We start from the raw sequence: 21,645 nt of genomic DNA, 5'->3' as shown, positions 1-21,645 counted from the left end.
TCTCGGCCACAAATCCCCCAGAGCCGCGGATGCGGCCGGTTCAGATCGTGGCCCCCCTCTGTCCCGAGACCTGAGAGATTCGGGTGGGGTGAACCCGGCCCTTACTCCGTCGGTGCCGCGGCCTTCCGGCAGCGGGCTTTCCAGAGGCCCCTTCCCCGCGCGGTCCTTTTGCCTGAGCGTTTCCGGGGGCCGGTTGCGCCTTCGGCGGGGGGCGGGCCGGGCCAGCCCCCTCTCTCCCGCGCGGAATCAGCGGGTAGAGGACTCGTGCCCGAATGCGGCGCCCCGCGCAACCTCCGTCCGCAACCTCCGCCGCTAGCGGACGCCGCGACGCCGGTTGGCCGCCAGCTGCTCCGGGGTGAGCTGGAAACCGATCAGCACCACCTTCTCCGCCGCCCGACGGACGTCGCCGGGGATGCGGACCAGCATCTCCTCGCCGCGGGCGAGGGTCCGGCGCTCACTGCCGTTGAAGGAGACGCGAAGGGTGTCGGTGCCGCTGTTCAGCACCCGCTCCTCGCTCTCGTCGGTCACACCGACGACGTAGGGCAGGTCGAAGGTGGTGCCCGTGGCGGCGGGGCCGCGCTCGGCGGTGAACTCGACCTGTACGGTCACGTCCAGCCCGGCGTCGCGCGGGGCGTAGTCGCAGCGCGCCCCGAAGCCGGTCATCCGGGCATCCACCTCCATGGCCGGGAGGTCGGGCCGCGCGCCCTGGCGGTAACGAGTCAGGTCCACGGCCTCGGCCAGGAGGGCCACGCGCGGGCAGGGCGCCTGCGGGCGCTGGGTGAGCACGCTGCCGCGGCCGCCGCAGCCGGCGAGGAGCGGCAGGGCGAGAAGAGCGAAGGCGGCGGGGCGGGCGAATCGGATCACGCGGGAGGCACTCCTGGCCCAGGGGGCAACGGCAGGATGACGCCCCAGGGCATCGCCTGGGAGAATTGCGGCGGCCGCGCGGCTCACGCCCTGGGCGGCGGGCCCCTGGGCGGCTAGATAGAACGCGCCCACGGTCCGGCCGGGGGCTGTTCGCGCCGGCGCCGAAGGACCAAGTCGCACGCCATGGACCAGACCGCAAACCCTCGCCCGACGGGCCTCCAGGCCCCGGCGAAGCCCCCCCTGACCGTTCTGCTCGCCGGCCCGCGCGGCTTCTGCGCCGGGGTGGACCGCGCCATCAAGATCGTGGAGCTGGCGATCGAGCGTTACGGCACCCCCGTCTATGTCCGCCACGAGATCGTCCACAACCGCTTCGTGGTGGAGGGCCTGCAGGCTAAGGGCGCCGTCTTCGTGGAGGAGCTGGACGAGATCCCGGACGACGGGCAGCCCGTCATCTTCTCCGCCCACGGCGTGCCGCGCTCCGTGCCCGCCGCCGCCGATGCGCGGCAAATGCTCTACCTCGATGCCACCTGCCCGCTGGTGAGCAAGGTCCACCGCGAGGCCGAGCGCCATTTCGCGGGCGGCAGCCACATCCTGCTGATCGGCCATGCCGGCCATCCGGAGGTGGTCGGCACCATGGGGCAGCTTCCGCCGGGCGCCGTGACCCTGGTGGAGGACGCCGAGCAGGCCGCGACCGTGCAGCCGCCGCCCGGTCCGCTGGCCTATGCGACCCAGACCACGCTCTCGGTCGATGACACCGCCGAGGTGCTGGACGTGCTGCGCCGCCGCTTCCCGGAGCTCTCGGCCCCGGTGAAGGAGGATATCTGCTACGCCACCACTAACCGTCAGGCGGCGGTGAAGGCGATCGCGGAGCGCTGCGAGCTGATCGTCGTAGTGGGCGCCGCCAACTCGTCCAACTCCGTGCGCCTGCGCGAAGTGGCGGAGCGCGCCGGCTGCCCGCGCGCCGTGCTGGTGCCGCGCGGCCGGGACTTCGACCCGGCGCTGGCCGACGGCCTCCGCACCATCGGGATCTCGGCGGGCGCGAGCGCGCCCGAGGTGCTCGTGGAGGAGGTGGTGGCCCGCCTGCGCGAGCGCTTCGACGTGACGATCGAGGACGTGACGGTCGCGGAGGAGAAGATCATCTTCAACCTCCCCCGCCCGCTCCGCACGCCCCGCACCGCGACAGTGGAGTAGCAGGCGGCCCCTTGCCGCCCTGCCCGGGCTGATGCATGGACCCCCGCGCAGAGGAGGTGCCCGGGAGATCTGATGGCCGTCTATACCGAGGTGTCCGACGAGGCGCTGCGCGCCTTTCTCTCCGGCTACGACCTGGGCGATCTCGTGGCTTTCCGCGGCATCGCGGAAGGCGTCGAGAACAGCAACTACGGTCTCAAGACCACCGGCGGCGACTTCATCCTCACCCTCTACGAGCGGCGCGTGGACCCGGCGGAGCTTCCCTGGTTCCTCGGGCTGATGCGCCACCTTGCCGCGCGCGGCCTGGCCTGCCCGCAGCCCGTCGCCGGCACCGACGGCGAGGCGCTGCGCGAGCTGGCGGGGCGCCCGGCGGCCATCTGCACCTTCCTGCCCGGCGTCTGGCCGCGCCGCCCCTCGGTGGCCCATTGCGGCCCGCTGGGGGAGGCGCTGGCCGCCCTGCACGCGGCGGGCGAGGGCTTCGCGGCCGAGCGGGCGAACTCCCTCGGCCCTCCTGGCTGGGCGCCGTTGCTGGAGCGCTGCCGCCCCAATGGCGACACGGTGCAGCCAGGCCTTTGCGCCGAGTTGGACGGGCAGCTGGCCGCCATCCTTCAGGACTGGCCCCAGGACCTGCCGCGCGGGCACATCCACGCGGACCTCTTCCCCGACAACGTCTTCTTCCTCCAGGGCCCGGACCGGCGGCCACGGGTTTCGGGGCTGATCGACTTCTACTTCGCCTGCACGGACATCCTCGCCTACGACGTGGCGATCTGCCTCAACGCCTGGTGCTTCGAGCCCGACCTCGCCTTCAACGTGACGAAGGCGCGCGCCCTGCTGGCCGGCTACAACCGCGTCCGGTCCCTTTCCGCAGCCGAGATGGCGGCCCTGCCCGTGCTCCTCCGCGGCGCCGCGCTGCGCTTCCTGCTCACCCGGCTCTACGACTGGGCCAATACCCCAGCGGGCGCGATGGTCACCCGCAAGGACCCGATCGAATACCTGCGCCGCCTGCGCTTCTTCGCCGCGGCCAAGGAGGTCTCCGCCTATGGCATCTGACACCGTGGAGAGCGGCACCCTGGCGGTGGAGATCTGGACGGATGGCGGCTGCAAGCCGAATCCCGGCCCGGGCGGCTGGTCCGCGATCCTCCGCTTCGGGACGATCGAGAAGGAGCTCTCGGGCTACGATCCCGCCACAACGAACAACCGCATGGAGCTGACCGCCGCCGCCTCGGCGCTTGAGGCGCTGAAGAAGCCCTGCCGCGTGGTCCTGCACACGGACAGCGAGTACGTCCGCAACGGCGTGACCCGCTGGGTCCATGGCTGGGTGCGCAACAACTGGCGCAACGCGGCGAAGGAGCCGGTGGCGAATTACGAGCTGTGGCAGCGCCTGCTGGCCGCCGCCAAGCCGCACCAGGTGGAGTGGCGCTGGGTGCGCGGCCATGCGGGGGACGTGATGAACGAGCGGGCGGACAAGCTCGCCACCGCGGCGAGGCTAAGCCTCGGGCGATAGGCGCGCCACCACCGGGCCCTCCCTGCGTTCTCCCCCGGCAACGGCGTCCAGGGCCGTGCTGAGAAGGGGAGCACGGCCATACCCGATAGCAACGCAAGCAGCCCTCCGCCGGCCGCGGTCTCCACCCCGGCCGCGGCGGCCCATCCCGCCGGCGCGGCCCTGCTGCTCGGCGCGCTCGGGGTGGTCTTTGGCGATATCGGCACCAGCCCGATCTACGCGATGCGCGAGACGCTGCGCGCCGCGAGCGGGGAGGGGGCGGCGGACCCCACGGCCATCTACGGGGTGGTCTCGCTGATTTTCTGGGCCGTCACCCTCGTGGTCGCGACCAAATACGTCGTTCTCGTCATGCGGGCGGACAACCAGGGCGAGGGCGGGACCATGGCCCTGATTTCCCTGGCCATCCCCGTTGCGCCAGAGCGGCTGCGGTTGGGCTTCCTCGTCGTGGGCCTCGCCGGCGCCTCGCTCTTCTTCGGGGATGCCATGATCACCCCGGCGATCTCCGTGCTCTCGGCCGTGGAGGGGCTATCGGTCGCGACGCCGGTCTTCACGCCCTATGTCGTCCCGATCGCGGCCGCGGTCCTCATCGGACTTTTCGCCATCCAGAGCCGCGGCAGCGCCAAGATGGGGCGGCTCTTCGGGCCGGTGATGGCTGCCTGGTTCGCCGTCCTGGCACTGGCCGGCCTGCTGCACGTCATCGCGCGGCCGGAGGTGCTCGCGGCACTCGACCCTCGCCACGCGATCCGCTTCCTGGCGGGCAACCCGGGCCAGGGGGCGCTGGCCGTGCTCGGCTCCGCCTTCCTCGCGTTGACGGGCGGCGAAGCCCTCTACGCGGATATGGGCCATTTCGGCCGGCACGCGATCCGCGTGGACTGGTTCGTCCTCGTCATGCCCGCGCTCGTCCTCAACTATCTCGGCCAGGCCGCGCTGGTGCTGGGCGACCCGGCGGCGGCGGAGAACCCCTTCTTCGGACTCTTTCCCGGCCCCCTGCTCTACCTCGCCGTAGTGCTGGCCACCGCCGCGACGGTGATCGCGAGCCAGGCGGTGATCTCGGGCGCCTTCGCGCTCGTGCAGCAGGCAATCCAGCTCGGCGCCGTGCCGCGGCTCGAGGTGCGGCAGACCTCGGAGGAGACGGCAGGCCAGGTCTACCTGCCGCTCATCAATTGGCTGCTTGCCGCCGCGGTCCTCGCGCTCGTCTTCGGCTTCCGCAATTCCGAAAGCCTGGCCAACGCCTACGGCATCGCGGTTGCCGGCGACATGATGGTGACGACGATCCTTCTCTCCCTCGTCGCGCGCGGGCGCTGGAAGCTGCCCTGGCCGGCCGTGGCGCTCGTGGCCGTGCCCTTCCTCCTGCTCGACCTCGTCTTTGTCGCGGGCAACCTGCACAAGATCCCGGCGGGCGGCTGGTTCCCGCTGCTGGTCGGGTCCGTGTGCCTCGCGATGATGCTCATCTGGCGGCGCGGCCGCGCGGTTCTCCTCGCCCGCCGCGACGAGGGAGCGCAGACGCTCGAGGTGTTCCTCGGCGGCCTGGACGCCGCTGACGCCCCGCTGCGGGTGCCCGGCACGGCCATCTACCTCACCGGCCAGCGGGAGGTGGTGCCGGCGGCGATGGCCCTGAACATGCGCCACAACGGCGTGCTGCACGAACGCGTCGTGCTGATGCACGTGGTAGCCGAGCGCGTGCCGCGCATCCCGGAAGCCGAGCGCGTCTCGGTCCACCTCCTGCCGGGCGGCTTTCGCCACGTCACCCTGCGCTTCGGCTTCGCGGAGAAGCCCGACGTGCCCCAGGCTCTGCGCCTGCACCGGGAAACGATCGGCTTCTCGCCGGAGGAAGCCTCCTACTTCATCGGCAACGAGGTGCCCGTCCCCTCCATGCGCCCTGACCTGCCGGTCTGGCAGGAACACATCTTCGCCTTCCTCACCCGTAACGCGGTCCGTGCGCCGGACTACTTCCTCATCCCGCCGCCGCGTGTGGTGGAACTCGGGACGCGAGTTGAGCTTTGATCCTGGCTGGTGCGTTGCCGGTGACTCCGGGGAGAGGAAGAAGGAATTCTTCCCCTCCCCGGGCCCCTCACCATCATCTTTTTCTTCAAGCTTGAAGGACTTCTGCGGCCGGTGCGCCTCCGGTCGTGGACCCGAGGCGACTGCACAGTCAGGCAGGGTGCCGCCCCTCAATCATCGCGTCCGCAACAGCCAGACGCAGGTCCAGGAGCCTCAGGCTCCTGGCGGGTGAGGTCCGGAGAGGGCAGCGCCCTCTCCGGGGTCACCAGCACCGGCCAACCGATCTGTTACACCTGAATCGCACCCCGCGCGGCCTGCCGGGAGAGTTCCTCCGCGACATCGGTGCCGCGCGCGAAGGGGATGCCCATCTCGACGATCAGGCCTTCGGCGGCCCATTCCCACTGCACGAAGCCGCCGAGCTGGTTACTGAGGGTGTTGTCCACCACGCGCGATCCGAAGCCCTTCCGGGCGGGGGCGCTGACGGCGGGACCGCCCGCCTCTTCCCAGCGCAGGCGCAGGGTATTGCCGTCCCGCTTCCAGGACACGCGCAGCACGCCGGATGCCGAGGAGAGGGCGCCGTACTTCGTGGCGTTCGTCGCCAGTTCATGGAGGGCCATGGTCAGCGCCTGCACCACCGATCCGGGGATGACGACCTCCGGCCCCTCCAGCACCGCGCGCGGCGCCGCCCCCTGGCCCAGGAAGGGCGCGAGCGTCGATGCGAGAACCGCCCGCAGCCCGGTGCCGGCCCAGTTCGTCTCCGCGAGCAGCGATTGCGCGCGGGCCAGGGCATCCACCCTTCCCTCAATGGCCGCGCGATAGACGGGATCGTTGCCCGGAGTGAGGCGGAGCGCGGCCTTCACCACGGCGAGGGCGTTCTTGCCGCGGTGGTCCACCTCCCGCATCAGCAGGGCTTGCCGCTCCTCGGCCAGCCGGCGCGCGGTCATGTCGAGCATGACACCGAGGGCACGGACGGCACGGCCGCTGGCTGAATCGCGGAAGAAGCGGCCGCGGTCCCAGACCCAGGCCCAGCCCCCGTCAGCGCGGCGGATGCGGTACTCGGCTGAGTAGCGGTCCCGCGCCGGATCGGTCAGGCCCGCCTCGACCTCGCGTTCGAAGCGCTCGCGGTCTTCCGGGTGGATGCGGCCGATCCAGGCGGCCGCGGCCTCCGGGATCTCCTCCCCTAGCAGGGCCGTGACACCGGCGGTGCGTACCACGCGGCCGGTGACGAGATCGCGCTCATAGACGAACCCGTCGATGGCCCCTGCCGCCGCCTCGAAGCGTTCCCCAATCCGGCGGCGGTCGGTGATGTCGACGTGGATGCCGACGAGGGCGGCCGGGGCGTTGTCGGCGGCGGGGAAGAGCCGGGCGCGGCAGAGGAACCAGCGCTCCTCCCGACCATCCGGAACGCGGCGGAAGACGCGCAGCTCAAGGGTCATCGCCCCCTCGCGCAGCGCCCTGGCCACCCCCTCCCGCAGCAACTCCCTGTCCTCCGGATGCACGGCGGCGAAGAAGGCGGCGGCACTCTCGGTGCCCGCGTCCTGCAGGGGATCGAGCCCGAGCAGCACGTACATCTCCGCCGACCAGCGCACCTGGCCCGTGCCCGGCTCCCAGGACCATGACGCTGCATTGGCGGCCTGCTGCGCGAGCTGCATCAGGCGGGAGTTCTCCGCCAGCGCCCGCGTGCGCTCGGCCACGCGGCTCTCCAGCGCCTCGTTCGATCCCTCGAGCTCCCGCTGGCGGCCGAGCACCGCGCGCGCGAGCACGAAGAGAAGCGCGGAGGAGGCGAGCGCGAGAAGCGCCTGGGGCAGGACCTGCTGCCGCCAGTCCGCGTAGAGCACCGAGCGCGCCCGGGCGGCGGAGACGTAGACCGGCCAGCTGCCGCCCACGCGCCGATAGGCAACCACCCGCTGCACGCCGTCGATGCTGGAAACCTCGCGCGAGACCGAGCGCTCCTCGCCGAGCCGCATGGTTTCGAGCATCGTGCTGCCCTCCGCGATGCGCGGCTCCTCGCTGGGCAGGTTACCGAGCCCGGAGGAACGGGCGAGCAGCGCTCCGTCGGTCCGCACGAGCGAGACGACGTTGTCGGGCGAGGCGGCCAGCGCCTGGAGGGAGCGGTTCACCTGGTCGAGATAGAGGGAGGCATTGATCACGCCGTCATAGGCGCCGGGCGGCAGGCCGTTCCCCGTCCGCACCCGGCGCGCGCTGAGGGCGAAGAACGGCCGCCCCGTGTAGCGACCGGTATAGACAGGGCTGATGTGGAAGGAGGGCGCGTCGGCCGGGCGGAGCGCGCGGTTGAACTCGCGCGAGAGCATCGGGGCGTCCATTCTCACCGGCAGCATGTTGCTTGCCACGAGGGCGTAGGCGTCCCGGTCGTAGACGAGGACGTAAAAGGTCTCTCGTTCCGGCGCGACGTTCTCGGTGGCCAGGCGCTGGAGCGCGGCGTGCCACTCGGCTTCCTGCGCCCGGATTTCGGCGTCCGAGAGGCCGGCGAGGATATCGTTCGCCCGCTGGAGCCGGAGGAACTGCCCCTCCAGCAGGCGGCGGGCATATTCCGCAGCTGCATCGGCCGTGCGCGCGACCTCGGCCTCCGCCCCGCGCGCCGTCGCGTCCCAGGCGCGCCAGGCGGAAAGGCCGGCCAGGAGGGGCGGCGCGAGGACCACGCCGCAGAGGATGAGGAGCAGAATCGCGCGCGACCGCGAACGCGCGCCCCGGCCTGTCGCCGCGGCGCCCGGACCGGATCCGTCCCGGACGGCGTAGGTCTGGTTCACGGCGCTCCCCCACAATGACCGAATGTTTACGATGCGGCGCGGGCCTTGTAACGCCCGCCGACGCGATCCCCGGGCGGCCGCGCCGTTACGAGGGGGCATTCCGCTGGAGGAACCGGCCATGGCGGCACCCGATGCTCCGATCCGCGTGAACCGCGCGCCCGTGCTGACCCTCTGGGCCGCCGTGGTGGCGGAGCGCCTGGGCCATTCGGCCGACACGGCCATGAGCCTGGCCAGCCATGTCGCGGGAACCGCGGCGCAGGCGAAGGCACGCCGCCTCGGCATCACCGAGGCGTCCAGGCAGGAGGATCAGGCCAAGGGGTTGGTGCAGCACGAGTCCGTGCCTCTGCTGGGACGGCAGGTGCCGGTGACGAGGGACGAGCACGGCCAGATCCTCGCCGCCTCGGGCGAAGGGCCGACGCCTGCCGCGCCGGCGAGGGCCTATGTCGCCAAGGCCTTCGGCAAGCGGCTGGACGAGGCGCGCGCGGCCATGGAGGCGCTGGCCGGCTCGTTCGACCCGAAGGAGCTGAACCGGGTCGGCTTCCGCCTTTACGAGCATTTCCGCCCGGAGGTGCCGGCGGATGCCCGCGGATGGGGCGCCAAGGGGGAGCTCCACCTGCCGCGGATCCGGGAAGCCGCCGGCTAAGCGCCCGCCGGAAAGGCACCAATCCGCGTCCGCCGCGTTCTCCCTCTCTCTTTCTCCGTCCGGGATCCCCGATGCTGCCGCTGAATCCGCACCTGCTCGACACCGGCACCCCGCCGATCCCGGAGATCCAGGCCTGCGGCGCCCGCTACGACGGTTCGCGCGGGCCGCTGCTCAATCTCTGCCAGGCGGTCCCGGCCTATCCGCCACCGCCCGAGATGCTTGCGCAGTTGGCCTCGGCGGCTGGCAGCCCGGCGGCCGCGGGCTATGGCCCCATCAGTGGCGACGCCGCGCTGCGCGAGGCCTATGCCGAACATCTCCGCGGAGTCTACGGGGATGGCATCTCGGCGCAGGAGGTCGCCATCACGGCGGGCTGCAACCAGGCCTATTTCGTTGCGATGATGGCGATCGCGCAGCGGGGCGACGCGGTGCTGCTGCCCACGCCCTGGTACTTCAATCACAGCATGACGCTCGACATGCTGGGCATCGAGGCGAGGCCCCTTCCCTGCCGCGCGCAGTCGGGCTTCGTGCCCGACCTTGAAGATGCGGAGGCGTTGATCGACGACCGCGTGCGCGCCATCGTGCTCGTGACGCCGAACAACCCGACCGGCGCGGTCTACCCGGCCGAGGTCATCCGTCGCTTCCACGAACTCTGCCAGCGACGCGGCCTCTGGCTCGTGCTCGACGAAACGTATCGAGACTTCCTGCCCGCGGGGCAGGACCGGCTGCACGACCTGCCGGCGGGCGGCTGGCCCGATAATCTCTTGCAGCTCTACAGCTTCTCGAAATCCTTCGCGGTGCCGGGGCACCGGCTCGGCGCGGTGACCGCCCCCGCCGCCTTCCATGCCGAGCTGAGCAAGGTGATGGACTGCGTGCAGATCTGCGCCTCCCGTGCGGGGCAGGCGGCGGTGACCTGGGGCCTGCCGGCGCTGACGGACTGGCGTGAGGCAAACCGGGCCGAGATGAACGATCGGGCGACGGCCCTTCGCGGGGCCTTCGCCCGGCTTCCCGGATGGCGGCTGGAGGCGCTCGGCGCCTATTTCGCCTATGTCCGCCATCCCTTCGGCGACACATCGGCCTGGGTGGTCGCGCGGCAGCTGGCCGAGGAGCACGGGCTGATGTGCCTGCCCGGCCCCGCCTTCGCCGGGGAGGAAGGCCATCTCCGCATCGCCTTCGCCAATGTCGATGCCGCCGCGATCGAGGAGATGGTGGAGCGCCTGCGCGCCGCGACACCGACAGGCTAGGTATAGCTCGCCAAGGTATCCTAGACACCGCGCCGCAGACATCAACGGCTTACAGGTAGCTTCGCCGTCAGTCCCTGTACTTCTCGCCACGCTTCCCTGGACAAACTGGCACTCCTGCCTTGGTAATCTGAAATGTTGAAAATCCTCAAAAGATTTCAATTGCTTAAACTTGAAGTCACTGCACAGGCTGACGCCATTTCCACGTGGTTTTCACCCCGCCTTGCTATTCCCTGGCCCCACGAAATTGGTTTCAGATTCTGGTTCTTGAAGTCAGCCAAGGACACTTAATAATTGAATTCACACACTTTCTACCCAAGTTCGCACGCGATCGTTTCTTTTCATCATCCGGTCCACCCACTGCAAAAGCAGCCCCTGTGCCCTTCCAACGGTCGACAATCTCCTCCGCCACAGAGGGCACCGCCATACAGGTGTCGTGCAAGGGGTTAAACCATCCAGAGGCGTCATGAGGATCCCAGCCACCCTGGCGAGCAGGGAAAGGCAGGTTGAGGGATCGATCAGACGTATTCTCCCCTGGCAGGGACGGGCCGAGACAGGCGCTGCGATGGCCGGGTTCCCGGCGTCGTCGCCGGACGAGTTCCCGACGTCGCCTACCACGCACGGGCTCGCGGATCCCTGGGGAGGTCTGACGCCCCTTGCAGGAGACGTCCAGGGAGCCTCAGCACGCCGTCTAGCTCTCGATCTCCGCCTCTTCGAAACCGGCCGTCCACTCCGACCAGGGACGACCTCGTTGCCCAAACTGACGACCTTGCTGCTCAAGGTACAGCACGACCAACTGGGCCGTTCTTGTCGCGGAAAACTGAACAGAATGCCGCAGTTCCCTGGACCAGATTAGATCCTTGCCCTGGTTCACTGAACATCGAACAGTTACCGAGCGAAATCATGAACCTAAGGCCGCTTCGCGCTCTAGTCGTCTCAACGCAGTGGTCTCCAGGGCTTCTCGGATCGCAATTCCCCTGCCCGTCTCGATGCCGCCAAGCCACCGTTGGACAGCCCTCTCCCAGCGCGCGTGAGCAATTGAGCTCGATGGGCTCCTCTTGGCCTGAATGATCTCCGGGATGTGGAGAAAGGTCTCCGGCCACTGGTGAGCGGCCTGGAGGCCGAGGTGGAGAGCCACGTAGGGCGGGTCATCCAACATCATGGCGTGCTCCAGGGAGAACAGCTTTTTGCGCTCAACCCCAGGGGCGATATCCAGTCCGACCCTGATTATGAACTCGACAGCCTCGACCGGCCGGAGATCCCGAAGGGGAACGGCGCTGAGCGCCTGCTCGGCCTGTGCGGCGAACCGCTGATCACCGAGGAGACCATGAACCGCCATGGTCCCGTCCAGCAGGTCAGGGTCAATCGGGGAGCAAGGTGCCTGGGTGAGGTCCGCTCCGCACCGACATCTCGTCAGGTCGGCCCCCTGCCACCCTAGCCGTCGCCCACATGCCGGGTATGCGCAGGCCCACACCAAACCCACGGCATGCATGGGGCAGGCCTCAACGTGTGTGAGATCCCAGTATGAGCGATGGTGCGGCGATTCAGCCAAGCAGGGAGGGCAAACCGTCCGGACGCCAACCTGGCCTTTGACAAGACCCATGCTGACCGCTTGACCTCGAAACGTCGCCTGGTCGCCGGTCTTGGGGCTGCAGGATATCCAGCGCAGGCGGTCAATAGGCACACCAGAATCAGCCGACAACCGGGAGAGGTTCTCCTCCGTCGGCCAGTTCAGGAACGCGGGCATACCAATTTTGCTCGCAAGGAGGGCCGCAGTTGTCATGTCCCGACGCTTTGCGAGCCGGAAGATGTAGCCGATGAAGCTCTCATCGTCCCGGGGTTCTGTACTAACTGAATGACGACCCGAAGCTTTAAGGAAGGGATTCATGGAGGCCCGCAAGGTTTCGACAAAACCTTAGGCCCAAGGATTCACAGCCGTCGACTGGGTAGGATCGGACTTCCAGGTGATACAGACCGCCCTGGTGAATGACCGTTCAGGGTGGAGCCCAGAGATAGGGAGTGCGGCACCTCGGCGGCTGCTTTGCGCCCTTCTAGGTCTTTGAGCCGAATGGGGTGATGCCTCCGGAGCAGACAAGCGCCAAGGGGTACGACAAGGAGCACGAGCGAAGCAGCTCGTTCCCTGCCGGACTGAGGACACGATGCAAAACGAGCCCCCTGCAGTCTACAGCTCCTGTGCATGCGGTGAACTGCGCGTTTGATGTTCATATCGGTGCGTCAGTGCACTCGTCGCCATTCCAGAGCGTCTAACACCAGTAACGTCATCATGATCAAGCCCATTATAAGATTGAACCCTGTTCCAGGTCCTTCTGAAAAAAATCGAACTAGCATCTGCGGTGCAGCTGCCTCTAGCCCAAGGGAGGGCACAAGATTCGTTATGCCAGTGCTGGAAAGCACTAGCCAGAATGCTCGCATGTATCTCGTGCGTGGATCTCGGATCAGAATGAACACCGTCACAAATACCCCGACAAACAGGGTAGTCTTCCAGAGCCACCACTCCGCAGGCATCACATTCATTAGAGCCGTTAGTGCTGCAGCAGCAGCTCCTCCAAGACACGCTACTGCCCACCATGGAAGGCTTGTGTTGCTGCCATGCGCCGACCATTTCCCACCCTCATGCCGTCGACAAAAATTTTGCAAGACGACCTTATGCCAAGGAGCGCGGTGGAATTGTAGCTTACCTTCGGAAGAAATTTTCACGATGTGCCCCGTATGCCGGGCAAAGTCGGACCACGAGATCTTCTTGAGATAAAATTCTAACTGGGGGTCTTCAACAACCAAGAAGTTGGAGCGGGGGTCGAAGTACAGCATTGCTGATAGGCTAGGATATTGGTCGAAAAGCCTGCAGAATCCCGACGAAACTAATTCACCAAAGGCTCGTCCGAGCTCGGGGTACTCAGCTCGAGCTTCGTCGAGCAGCACAGAACCCTTTCCCTCCTGCCTTAAAATCCAAAGCAACGCCAGACCTGCGCCCTTTGGATTACAACTTGCATCTGCTGAAGCAAAAGCCTTTAGAAGGTTCTTGTACTTGAACTCGAATTGCTCGAGCACTTTGCTCGCCACATCCGATGGTCCGTACTCAATCGTCCGCTCCCGTTTCTCCGTCGCTAAGACCCCAGCCTTAATTGCAATCTGGTAACACAAATGCTGCGCTGTAAAGAAACTTCCTTCTGACGCTTCAATGATCTCACCTCGCAGGCGGAAGACAATGTTGGCTGCTCTCTCGCCACTCTCGATCATCGACTGAATTAATGAATTACTTTGTTTTCGCATGGGGATGATGCTAGCGCGTCCAGCAAGTTCAGGGAAACCCTCCATCAACGTGTGCCCAACTCGATTTATCCCGATAATAACGATCTTTGCGAGAGGCACGTCGTCATCAGCTTGTGCTTTTACCAGCCGTGCGATTCGGTTCTTTTTATCGTCAGGAAGATGGTGAAAGTCATCGAGAACGAGGTAACCGACAAAGCCCTCTAATAACTTGTTTTCTAATATGGTGACCTCAGTCTGCTGAGCACAGCGAATCCAGACTGCTTGCGTTTGGCAACCTAGTTCAGTCAGTGCTCTCCGAATCATGGTGGTTTTGCCGATGCCTGATGGCCCCTCGACAACAAGTCCCTTCCCAAATATGGCTAGTTCAGCTCTGCACTGACCGAACTCGTTGGGCGGTTCGTAGTTTATGGTGGGAGTACCCGCAGTCTTAAAGACTTCTCCAATTTCGAAGCGTGTAATTCCCTCGCTGTTTTGCTTTGTGGCCTTTTGAGGTGATTGAGAACCCCTTCGGACGTTCCGAGTGGCGTTGAGAATGCCCTTAGCAACGTCAAGCCAAGCTTCATCGGGATAATGCCAGGTACTGATTGCCTTGCCGTCACGGGGTAGAGCTTGGTAATGACCTATTGGACTGTCGACCCAGTTGACGGGTCTCAGTATGATAGGGATAATTCTTGGCCTTTTCTTCTCAGGGATTTGCCTTATCCATGACATCTCGGCCCTAACCCAGTCAGAACGAAAGAATTCCGGACTCACAAGTGTCAGGACAATATCAGCAGATTGCAGGCGTGTCCTAATCTGCTCCTGGAATAACTCGCCCGGGAGAATGCTTCCGTAATCCCAAATAATTGGCTGCGCTAGGTCTGGTTCACCGTCGAAGACGGCAGCCAATTGCGGCCGGAGTTTTTCCAAGTCAGATAAGTCTTTGTGAGAATAGCTGATGAAAATCCTGACCCGGTGTTCTTCTGTGTTGTGTCTCCTTTCGAGACGCCCGAGGATTGCTCTGCGCACTCCTTCAGTCACGTTTGTTAAAGCTTCGTCCTCGCTCCGCCACGATGTGATGGGCGACGCGTCGCGAGGCAATGCCAAGATTTTAGCAAAGGCCGTTGATTGCCAGCTTGACGGACGGGCAATCACAGGGATGACGAGGGCACTACCTCGTTCATGCTTTAGCATGGCATCGTGAATCAGTTGAGAAACATGACCTGCTGCAAGAAAATCGGCGCTGACGAGCATCAGGATTATTTGTGCGCGCTCATATTCTTCTTTGGCTTCCCCGATTAAACCACCGGTTAGATTTACGCTTGCGCCACCCAAGGCTTCAGTTAATCCCGCTTGCTCAAGTGTAGCTAGGCTTCGGCTCATTCTCTCGAATAAACGTTGATCTTCAGATACGTAGAGGCAGAATACCCGGGTAGCCATCTTGGTCCTCGTGCAAACCGAGCGTGAACAGTCGCGTTGGGAGTAAAACTAAACCTAATCGGGAACCAGTCGATGCCCGAATGAGATCAGACTCGCAGAAAGGGGCACGGCAGCAAATTACCGTAGTTCCGTTCCGTAGGACGGCTCTCTGACTCCATTGAAGTGCACCACTTGGTTGTCGGGCAAGGCACGTCCGAAGCGATGACCGTACCAGTCGCGAAGAGTTTGGCCAGCATGGCTGAGATCGCTGGCAACCCTAAAGTCGCAACACTACCCAACGCTGTTGCTCCGCGGTCGCACCACTAACGCAAGATGGTGCGGCGTCCTTCCATTGCTTCTGCTCTGAAGTGGTGAGGCAGCTTTCGGCCAAGTCCGGCCGTTCGGATCACCGCCGCTACAGTCTGGTTTGGATCGGGACCGGTTATTCACCAGGACGCTTGGTATGATCCAGTGGCAGTGGTTGAGCGATACTCACACGGTCTTCCCTGAACGAGGGCCATCTGTGCAGCGCAGAGCCGTTGCCCCTCCCACAGGCATCCCTCTCGAAGAAGTTCTGTCTCCCTCCATCAACATCGGGACCAGAGATCGGGTGGACACCTCTCTCCCTCAGCGCTGCTGCCAAAGCCCGTGGCGAGGTCCCCCTCTCTCGAGCGAGTTCAGACCCGCTCACGACTTCCCGATGGAACCGTTGGATCTCGGCTACATCAACACCGCCGTCTCCAATGCGAAGAATACCCTTCCGGGTGAGATGGGCGACCACCTCCCATTTCAGGCCCAGGGTTCGTGCAGCTTCCTGAACGGTAGCGACCGATCCCTTTTTGAGTCGCCCCAGAACGGCAGCGACATCCGCATGGCGGAACCGAAGCCGCTTCAGGCCCGTGGCCTCATGGGCGATCGCCGCAGGAGCCAAACGCCACTCCATGATCTCCCGCAACAAGGCCACGATGTCAAAGCCCCGATGGCGAAACGCGGCAGCGGCAAACTCGAACCCCACCAAGCCTCCAGAGGGCGCTGTCTCTGGTAGCCTGGCTTCCAGGTCTGCGAGCAGGCGACGCAGGGAACCCCGGTCGATGCCTAGCCGTGCCGCCTGCCCCAGCGCCAGCCTCGGCTCTCCTCGAAGGAGGTCAGACGACAGGATCAGTAGGACGCGCGCCTTCGAGACGCCGAGGATGGCAGCAGCCCCGACAAGCAAGACGGCATTCTTCTGAGCTTCCGCGAGAAGAGCGACGGCGTCCCGCGGTAGGGCAATGGGCATCCCACGCCCTCCATCGGCCTCAGCGGTCAGGAGCCCATCTGCGAGCAGGCGCCGCATCGAAGCGTGAGATCGTCCCAGTACGGACGCGGCTTCCCCAAGGTTCACCATGACATTCTGCTGATGTTGAACGCAGCTGGATTTTGCCTGTTGTGCGAACAGGCGGGAACGGTGGACTTGGAGCCTGAGAACGGGATCGCTCTGGATGCTGGCTTCGACAACGGCGAGCAGCACAGCCTGAACCGGACCGGGCCCGAGATCACGCACCCAATTCTGAAAGGGACCGAGCGCCTTTCTTGCTCCAAAGCGTCCCGGCCGCGATGCCGCCCCCTGCTGTTCCCTCTCCAAGAAGGCAGCAATAGGAGTTGGCCAGTCCTCCACGGCATTGATGCCTTTGCCCATGACGTCGGCCACCACGTTCGCTCCGGCAGCGCATAAGGTCTCGACCCGACGCTCCTTTTGCCATCCCACCAGGAACAGCCCCAAGCACATCGAGAGGCGGAGCAAATCACCCGGATCGCAGGTGCTGAGCGCCTCTGGGAGCCAACTCAGATCCCCTCCCCCAGCAAGGGAGAGAACTCGGGCATTCGTTGACGCCTCACCAGCTTCAATGGCTGTCGGGTTCCATCCCCGAAGGTCTGAGCCGCAACGGCACCGCAAGAGGTCTGACCCGGTCCAGCCGGTCTTCCTCCGGCAAACCGGGCACTGGAATGCCAGGCGAACCCCATGCAGGGGACAGGCGGTACAGAGCGCCAAATCCCACCAAGCACGGTGATGATCCCCCTCCTGCAAACAGCGAGGGCACGACCTGCGAACAGACAGGTCAATCATCTCGCGATGAATGACGCCGCCCAGGAAATGATGGTGCGCAAACCGGTTCGCGCGGCGGTAAGCAAGGGCCTCTAGCGAGGTCGTGGGTAGGCTGGCGAGATGGGCAAGCCGCTCAAGGCCGCCCGAGGCGACCGCACACCCGGGTTGGCGCAGTCCTGCCATGCCCGCAACCCGCACCGCATCTGTGCCAACACGATCCGCCAACCGGAGAAGGTAGCCAGGCAGGCTCTCCCCGGAACGCGTCACCGTTCCCGATGGAAAGGGGACAACACTACTTCTGGAAGCTGGCATCGCGCTTGGGGTTTGAGCTTCCCCTCACCCCGCTTGCGGGACCTTCCGGCTCCGGGGCAGCAGCTTCGACCGGCGGCAATGCAGCTGCTCTTTTGACCCGCGCGCGATCACTTGGTGAGAACGGATTAGCCTTGCCCTCGACCAGAAGCCAATTGCCGAATGCGGCCTCCAGGTGCTCCCATCGAATGCCTGGAACCATACCGCGGTCATCCTCATGCGCGATCCAGTCATCCAGCGCCACAATGGCCGCCGCTTCGATGAGCTCGGCGGCATCGCCCACCACGCCACCGCTTGCCTCGCGGAGCGCCTCCGCCATCACGCGGTCTGTCAAGTTAGATGAATGACCAAAGACATCTTCTTGAAGGTGGCGGTCGTAATCATCCAGCACGTCTAGCCAGTCCTCGATGTCGGTCTCAGTCCTGCCAAAAGCTTCCAGGGTGTGCCCACGCGGTGTGCGCTTCTTTAACTCCACGTTGGAATCGGTAATCCTCCTGGCATCTTCTGTTCCAACGAGCAGGAGCGAAAAGAGCTTGAGGTTGACGAGGTCCTTTACGAAAAGCGCGACGCTCTGGGGCGTTTCCCTTGCCCGACCTTCAAGCAGCTCATGGACCTCATCAATGGCAATGAGCTTGGTCCCACAAACACGTGCGACATGTGCGATCTGGTCGACAATGTTGTCTCTGTTGTAGCGGCGACCCAGAACGTCCTCAATCGACCTGCCGCTAATCTTTTGATAGATGCGTTCGGCAAGTGCCTTCACGCTTGCATTGCGTGCTGAAACGCAGACCACAGGGATGTCATCAGAGAAATCGCCGTTCTCGGATTGATTCGCCCTCTGCCTGACCGGGAACTGGAATTCCACCATCTCAACAAGTTGGCTTTTGCCAGTCCGCGACGCGCCGAGGAGGAGCTTGACGCGTCCCTCCGACCCCCTGTTATTGCGGCTAATCAGATCAAGAATGTCCTTCTCGATCAGACGCAGTTTTCCGTAACGTGTGCGCAGGCGCCGCAAATCCTCAATAGCCCACTTGAGCTTCGCTCGATCCAGGGGACGCGGAGCAGGAGGAAGTTCGTCGCTCATGTGTTTGGCATCTTCATGGCTGGAGCTGACCGTCGAACTCGCGGCATAGCGGGCGCCGGTGGATCTGTTTCGGGGACGGGTGAGGCTGCCAGGGATGCCTGTGGCTCGACCTGGGTCTCTGTCTGAGGTGTGGGTTTACGACGCTTGTCGGTTACTGAGGTCAGGCCCTTTACGGGGTCAAGACTGCCGAGGTCGTCGCCGCTAGGAGCCATCGATCCAATGCCTGCCAGCCTAGCGAGACGGGCACGGACCTTGGAGCCTGTGGACTTCTTCGACCAAGTCGCCGCCGCCTGAAGCTCCATTCTCTTTTTGGCTTCGACAAGGGAGCGCTCGCTATGTGTGCCCTCCTTCTTCTTTGCGACCCTGCGCAGAACGAGTTCATGCGCGTGCATGCTGGTGCCTCGCATGTATCGTTCGAGGACAGGCTGCACGGGAGTCAGCAAGCCCGTGGCAGGGTTGATCACCTTGGCGTTGGAGATATCACCATCATCGATCCGAAGGAGGACCTCACGCCTATGGCGGGGCCCGGGTTGAAGAACGATGTCTCGGATGAGGTCCCCGTTCCAGATGAGTCCCTTGTACTGAACTCCCTCCCTGGTGGCTTCACAGCGGACTGTGCGCATCAAGACGTCGTCGAGCTTGCGCTTGGATGGCGGGGGCCGCGGGCTCCGAACGGCAGCGCTCTCATTCCAGACATCTAGCGGGACATCATTGAGGCCGTCATGGAAATCCTTGGCGTAGACCATGGTAGCCCAATGCCAAAGGCGCTCGTAGAAATCCGAGAAAGGCATTGTCGCTTCGCTCTTCCGTGGACGGTTGTCAGTGACACGGTTTTTTACCCGACGCGTGCTCCCCTTTATGGGGTAGGCCACCTGCCCATGCAGGGTGCCGAAGAAGCGTTCTATCGAGGCCTTGTACCCTGGGTTCTCACCTGGTGCGTAGGCCGTCCGGATGTCCAGGTTCAGGCCAACCTCCTGAACATGCTCGTTGTCGTAGTCGGTCCCACGATCGAAGAAAAATTTCAGCGGCGTGCCAGCACACGGGTAGTCGTAGTCGATCCCTGAAACGAGCTTCTTCAGGAATCCCTTGGGCATCATGGTGTTGCGCAGACACTGCATGACGGCATGGAGGGACGGGCCGTCGAAGTGGAGGTGCACGCCGCATACCATACGGCTTCGGCGGCAGAGCGATGCTGTGATCCAGGGACGACCGAGGTTCTCACCAGTGACGTCGTCGATTACCTCGATCTTTGCCTGAGTGTGGTCGACCTCAAGGATCTCGAAGACGTAGTCCGCACCCGGTCCCTTGACGACAGGCTTGAAGCGGTCGTCGGCATTACGCTTGCCGATCCGAGCAACAGCTTCCTCGTACTGGTCAATGTTCTCCGACATGTAGCGATTGATCTGACGCCTGCTGACCCCGATTGGCTTGTCTGGGTGCCTGCCGTTGTACCGGAGAACCGCGTGCTCCACGCTCTCACAAACGGCTACCTTTGTGTTGCGGGCCTTTGTCATCCAGACACGCTTGATGGCTCCATCGATGATCCTCTTCATGGGGCCAACGATGATGGTTCGAGTGTCCGACCCCCGCTTGTCGTAGCGGGGCGCCATCATCCTCCAGTCCTGGTAACGGCGCCAACGCTTCATCCACCCGCAGAACGTGGAGAAGCCTGGTGGCCTTTTCTCACCGGCGATCGTCAGGGCGACATGGTGCAGCAGGGGCATTACCTTGCTCTCACTGAGCCGGTCGGGTGTCTTCCGCTCGTCTTCTGGTAGATGCGGCAGGTAGGTCTGGTAGAAGTCACGAGGCCTCTCATAGGCCTCGATGTACCGGCGCATCCGGAGAACGGCTGCCTGCATGGATGGAGGTAGTGCACTGAAGGTGACTTCAGAGATGTCCTTCCGATCCTCCGGGAGATCCTCCCCGGGATGCTCTACCATCTTGATCGCCTCGCTAAAGCAGCCATCCATCCAGTCGGCGACCGGGAGTTTCGCGTTTTCCTCGCTCTCTACATTCGTGAGCTGAAGGATGCTCCCGACCTTTGCATCGATGACCCAGGTGGCACCTTTCCAGCGGAGGAAGTTGCCCACCGATGCAGTACGCCAGTCTTTCATGACAGGTATCCCTGGGTGCGGCAGCCGAGAACGGTCATCCCGGCATCGACCTTGCACCTCAAATCCACCTGGATGAAGCCCTGGGCCACAAGGGAAATTAGGTCCTCTAACGCCGCCACCTTGCGGCCAAGACGCTCCTGGAGATCACCCAGGGTTACTGGTCTGCTCTCGGAGAAAACAGCCGCCGCAAGGCAGGGCAGATCCGGATCAGTTTCGCGAGGACGATGATAGATCACCTCCTTGCTCGCAGGCAGGCATGGATGAACGGTGAGGTCCTCACCCATGAGGAACTCGTAGGTCAGACCGTCCACATCGACCGGCCGAGGCCGACGTGCCTTGGCACTTCTCCTCTTGGGCTGACGCTTCCCCCACGCGAGTTTGACCATGCGAACTCCTCGCGTGGTCACAGCCCGCATGCTCGGAATAAACGGCCGCATCTGATTGTCGTCGTGCAGGACGTCGATCGGCTCTACCTCTGTCGTCCAACGGAGAACCTGCGGATCGGCCTCTAGGAGGTACGCCATGTCTTCATGAAAATAATGCCTCAACCGCTCGTTGCGGTGCCCACCCTTGTAGGTGGGGAAGTACACCATGGTCGGTGTAGCTTTGGGCACAGCTTCTGCGTTGCCTCCAGCGCGCGGCGCGGCCTTAGGCGAGCGATGTTGGATTGGCAGAAAGCTGGCGCACTTGCGCTGCAGGAGCGACTTCGCACCAAGGACATGTTTGCGCACGCGAGGCATCCGGTCCGGAGAGAGACGGGCCGCCCTCACCCAGGAGGGCAGCAGCTCAGGCTGGGTGCCGAGCTATGCCTGCGGACGACGTGATCGCGGGGTGAGCATGATCCCGCCCACCTGCCAGGGGGGCAGACAGGTGCGCACGGATGCCCGTCGCCAGATGGGCAAAAACCCTAGTGCGGCAGGGGATAACGGGCGGGATCATGGAGGTCCTGGGCAGCAAGTGACCACACACAGAATCAATCGGGCGACCTCTTGAGGTCACCGGATGTCAGATCGCTGCGGATATCGGCCAGGACATTTGGCTCCCATAGCGGAATGCGGCCCGGTTGTCCAGATTATCTGGGCAAGGTGGCCCCTGTCGCCCAGACCGGACCGAGGTTGCTCAATGCCGAGAGGGCTACCACCGCACTTTTTTCAAACGCCGGG

The 21,645-nt window shown here is 64.6% G+C and carries 14 protein-coding genes, 2 pseudogenes and 2 riboswitches; of the genes and pseudogenes, 6 read left to right on the top strand and 10 right to left on the bottom strand.

Annotated elements, in window-relative coordinates:
• Nucleotides 1-55 precede the first annotated feature (55 nt).
• Nucleotides 56-147, bottom strand: a riboswitch (glycine riboswitch).
• A 3-nt stretch (nucleotides 148-150) separates the two neighbouring features.
• A riboswitch (glycine riboswitch) is annotated at nucleotides 151-249 on the bottom strand.
• Nucleotides 250-312: 63 nt separating this feature from the next.
• The gene (locus BO39_RS19655; protein WP_043836631.1) at nucleotides 313-864 is read right to left on the bottom strand and encodes a hypothetical protein; all 552 of its coding nucleotides are present in this window, start codon (nucleotides 862-864) and stop codon (nucleotides 313-315) included.
• Nucleotides 865-1,047: 183 nt separating this feature from the next.
• Between BO39_RS19655 and ispH the strand changes: the two genes are divergently transcribed.
• The 4 genes from ispH (at nucleotide 1,048) to BO39_RS19635 (ending at nucleotide 5,557) form a co-directional block, all read left to right on the top strand.
• A complete protein-coding gene (ispH, locus tag BO39_RS19650; RefSeq protein WP_043836629.1) occupies nucleotides 1,048-2,055 on the top strand; it encodes a 4-hydroxy-3-methylbut-2-enyl diphosphate reductase in 1,008 nt (335 codons plus the stop codon).
• A gap of 72 nt (nucleotides 2,056-2,127) precedes the next feature.
• On the top strand, nucleotides 2,128-3,102 hold the full coding sequence (locus BO39_RS19645; RefSeq protein WP_043836627.1) for a homoserine kinase: 975 nt from the start codon (nucleotides 2,128-2,130) through the stop codon (nucleotides 3,100-3,102).
• On the top strand, nucleotides 3,092-3,556 hold the full coding sequence (gene rnhA / locus BO39_RS19640) for a ribonuclease HI (RefSeq protein ID WP_043836625.1): 465 nt from the start codon (nucleotides 3,092-3,094) through the stop codon (nucleotides 3,554-3,556). Before BO39_RS19645 ends, rnhA begins: the two co-directional genes overlap by 11 nt.
• 78 nt (nucleotides 3,557-3,634) lie before the next feature.
• Nucleotides 3,635-5,557 carry a potassium transporter Kup gene (locus BO39_RS19635; protein ID WP_084698276.1) on the top strand — a complete coding sequence of 641 codons (1,923 nt, stop codon included), beginning with the start codon at nucleotides 3,635-3,637 and terminating at the stop codon, nucleotides 5,555-5,557.
• Nucleotides 5,558-5,841: 284 nt separating this feature from the next.
• Here BO39_RS19635 and BO39_RS19630 read toward each other — a convergent pair whose 3' ends face one another.
• The gene (locus BO39_RS19630) at nucleotides 5,842-8,322 is read right to left on the bottom strand and encodes a PAS domain-containing protein (RefSeq protein ID WP_043836621.1); all 2,481 of its coding nucleotides are present in this window, start codon (nucleotides 8,320-8,322) and stop codon (nucleotides 5,842-5,844) included.
• A gap of 118 nt (nucleotides 8,323-8,440) precedes the next feature.
• Between BO39_RS19630 and BO39_RS32755 the strand changes: the two genes are divergently transcribed.
• Nucleotides 8,441-8,965, top strand: a complete 525-nt coding sequence (locus BO39_RS32755) for a hypothetical protein (protein WP_043836620.1) — start codon at nucleotides 8,441-8,443, stop codon at nucleotides 8,963-8,965.
• Between the two features lie 71 nt (nucleotides 8,966-9,036).
• Complete coding sequence (locus tag BO39_RS19620; protein ID WP_043836618.1) at nucleotides 9,037-10,206, top strand: aminotransferase; 1,170 nt, start codon at nucleotides 9,037-9,039, stop codon at nucleotides 10,204-10,206.
• Nucleotides 10,207-11,104: 898 nt separating this feature from the next.
• Here BO39_RS19620 and BO39_RS34500 read toward each other — a convergent pair.
• The 8 genes and pseudogenes from BO39_RS34500 to BO39_RS19595 all read right to left on the bottom strand — a co-directional run bounded on the left by BO39_RS34500 (nucleotide 11,105) and on the right by BO39_RS19595 (nucleotide 21,213).
• A complete protein-coding gene (locus tag BO39_RS34500) occupies nucleotides 11,105-11,542 on the bottom strand; it encodes a hypothetical protein (RefSeq protein ID WP_043836615.1) in 438 nt (145 codons plus the stop codon).
• Between the two features lie 147 nt (nucleotides 11,543-11,689).
• Nucleotides 11,690-12,091, bottom strand: a pseudogene (locus tag BO39_RS35255) (TniQ family protein); the annotation flags it as partial.
• A gap of 347 nt (nucleotides 12,092-12,438) precedes the next feature.
• Nucleotides 12,439-14,913 (bottom strand): TIR domain-containing protein, encoded by a 2,475-nt coding sequence (locus BO39_RS31285; protein WP_084698283.1) that lies wholly within the window; start codon nucleotides 14,911-14,913, stop codon nucleotides 12,439-12,441.
• A 421-nt stretch (nucleotides 14,914-15,334) separates the two neighbouring features.
• The gene (locus BO39_RS31280) at nucleotides 15,335-16,579 is read right to left on the bottom strand and encodes a hypothetical protein (RefSeq protein ID WP_245615274.1); all 1,245 of its coding nucleotides are present in this window, start codon (nucleotides 16,577-16,579) and stop codon (nucleotides 15,335-15,337) included.
• A 312-nt stretch (nucleotides 16,580-16,891) separates the two neighbouring features.
• Nucleotides 16,892-17,287: pseudogene (locus tag BO39_RS35250) on the bottom strand (TniQ family protein); the annotation flags it as partial.
• Nucleotides 17,268-18,368 carry a TniB family NTP-binding protein gene (locus tag BO39_RS31275; RefSeq protein ID WP_084698271.1) on the bottom strand — a complete coding sequence of 367 codons (1,101 nt, stop codon included), beginning with the start codon at nucleotides 18,366-18,368 and terminating at the stop codon, nucleotides 17,268-17,270. The gene BO39_RS31275 and the pseudogene BO39_RS35250, both read right to left, overlap by 20 nt.
• Nucleotides 18,365-20,482, bottom strand: coding sequence for a DDE-type integrase/transposase/recombinase (locus BO39_RS19600; RefSeq protein WP_043836609.1), 2,118 nt, complete (start codon nucleotides 20,480-20,482; stop codon nucleotides 18,365-18,367). The genes BO39_RS31275 and BO39_RS19600 overlap by 4 nt, the downstream gene beginning before the upstream one ends.
• A complete protein-coding gene (locus BO39_RS19595; RefSeq protein ID WP_156963780.1) occupies nucleotides 20,479-21,213 on the bottom strand; it encodes a hypothetical protein in 735 nt (244 codons plus the stop codon). Before BO39_RS19595 ends, BO39_RS19600 begins: the two co-directional genes overlap by 4 nt.
• Between the last annotated feature and the right edge of the window lie 432 nt (nucleotides 21,214-21,645).

The sequence above is a fragment of the Roseomonas aerilata DSM 19363 genome, assembly GCF_000711725.1.
Classification (GTDB): domain Bacteria; phylum Pseudomonadota; class Alphaproteobacteria; order Acetobacterales; family Acetobacteraceae; genus Roseomonas; species Roseomonas aerilata.
Note: the sequence above shows the minus strand (reverse complement) of the source record. Positions and strands in the feature narration are given on the sequence as shown.

Excerpts from the sequence above, each read along its gene's own strand:
- ispH (WP_043836629.1), top strand. The coding sequence starts at position 1,048 with ATGGACCAGACCGCAAACCCTCGCCCGACGGGCCTCCAGGCCCCGGCG.
- BO39_RS32755 (WP_043836620.1), top strand. The coding sequence starts at position 8,441 with ATGGCGGCACCCGATGCTCCGATCCGCGTGAACCGCGCGCCCGTGCTG.
- rnhA (WP_043836625.1), top strand. The coding sequence starts at position 3,092 with ATGGCATCTGACACCGTGGAGAGCGGCACCCTGGCGGTGGAGATCTGG.
- BO39_RS19620 (WP_043836618.1), top strand. The coding sequence starts at position 9,037 with ATGCTGCCGCTGAATCCGCACCTGCTCGACACCGGCACCCCGCCGATC.
- BO39_RS34500 (WP_043836615.1), bottom strand. The coding sequence starts at position 11,542 with ATGGCGGTTCATGGTCTCCTCGGTGATCAGCGGTTCGCCGCACAGGCC.
- BO39_RS19645 (WP_043836627.1), top strand. The coding sequence starts at position 2,128 with ATGGCCGTCTATACCGAGGTGTCCGACGAGGCGCTGCGCGCCTTTCTC.
- BO39_RS31275 (WP_084698271.1), bottom strand. The coding sequence starts at position 18,368 with ATGAGCGACGAACTTCCTCCTGCTCCGCGTCCCCTGGATCGAGCGAAG.
- BO39_RS19600 (WP_043836609.1), bottom strand. The coding sequence starts at position 20,482 with ATGAAAGACTGGCGTACTGCATCGGTGGGCAACTTCCTCCGCTGGAAA.
- BO39_RS31285 (WP_084698283.1), bottom strand. The coding sequence starts at position 14,913 with ATGGCTACCCGGGTATTCTGCCTCTACGTATCTGAAGATCAACGTTTA.